Genomic DNA, 1,012 nt, shown 5'->3' on the forward strand with positions numbered 1-1,012 from the left:
GGGCGGCGGGGTTCCAGCGGGCGCGCACGAGCAGGGGCAGCGCCGCTTCGATGGGCAGGGTCAGCGCGGGGGTGGGCCTGCGGCGGACTCCGGCGCCGTGTCGTCGTACGACGGTCAACTCGGTCTGTTCCACGCCCTCTTCGGCTTCGGGGAGCGCGCGCTCGCCGTCGGGGTCCCAGAAGGCGACGCGGCCCTCGCGCGGGACGACGGGGGACGGCAGGAAGACCGCGGCCAGTCGCACGGAGATCTGCTCCATGAGTGCCGTGTCCGTCATACGTCCTGTCACCTCCCGCCCGTCAGTCGTGTCAGCTGTCTTCGACTCTACGGGCGGGGTCTGACAATCGGCCCCGGCGACCGGCCGGGGCCACCCCGCTAGGGAACCGTGCGGGAGACGACGTAGACCATGGGGAGGGCCGGATCGGACAGGTTCACCACGATGTCCTGGGTGGGTGCCGGGTCCTTCTGCTTGTTGACGACGCCCCACCAGGGGCCGGGGCGGGTGAACTTCCAGCCGGTGATCTTCTGGTCGCGGTCGCTGATGGTGATGTCGTTCTTCTTGAGCGTGTCCCGGTCGACGCCCACGCCGGCGAGGAAGGTGTCGAGGCCGGCCTCGGAGGTCTGGAACTGGACGTAGAGCCGGCTGGTCTTCCAGTTGTTGGTCTCGTAGAAGGCGACCTCTTCCGCCGGGTGCGGGACCGGTACCTGGTAGAGGCGGCGCTGGACCTTGGAGGGCCAGCCCACGGTGAGGCCGGTCGCCGAGTACTTGGCTTCCTTGTCCTTGCCGCTGTTGCGGCTCTGGTTCGCGGAGATCGCCAGATAGACGGCCGGTACGCCGATGAGCAGCACGATGATGAGCAGGGTGAGCGCTCGGCGGCGGGCCTTGTGGCGGGGGTCCTCGGGTGGGCGGGGCGGCTCGTCCCGGGGGGTGGCCTGGCGGGGCAGCGATGCGATCATGCCGTGTCCTGGGTGCCGCGCCGGGACTCGGCGAACCGCTCGTAGCGCTCGTACCGCT

2 protein-coding genes are annotated in these 1,012 nt (G+C 70.3%); both read right to left on the reverse strand.

Translation table 11 applies throughout. The features are described from left to right. A partial coding sequence (locus tag R6V09_RS53830; RefSeq protein WP_317888651.1) for a hypothetical protein occupies positions 1-274 on the reverse strand: 274 nt, incomplete at its 3' end. 98 nt (positions 275-372) lie between these two features. Then, positions 373-954, reverse strand: coding sequence for a sugar kinase (locus R6V09_RS53835; RefSeq protein ID WP_317888652.1), 582 nt, complete (start codon positions 952-954; stop codon positions 373-375). Positions 955-1,012 lie beyond the last annotated feature (58 nt).

This window comes from Streptomyces sp. W16, assembly GCF_033194735.1.
In the GTDB taxonomy this organism is placed as follows: Bacteria; Actinomycetota; Actinomycetes; order Streptomycetales; family Streptomycetaceae; genus Streptomyces.

Excerpts from the sequence above, each read along its gene's own strand:
- R6V09_RS53835 (WP_317888652.1), bottom strand. The coding sequence starts at position 954 with ATGATCGCATCGCTGCCCCGCCAGGCCACCCCCCGGGACGAGCCGCCC.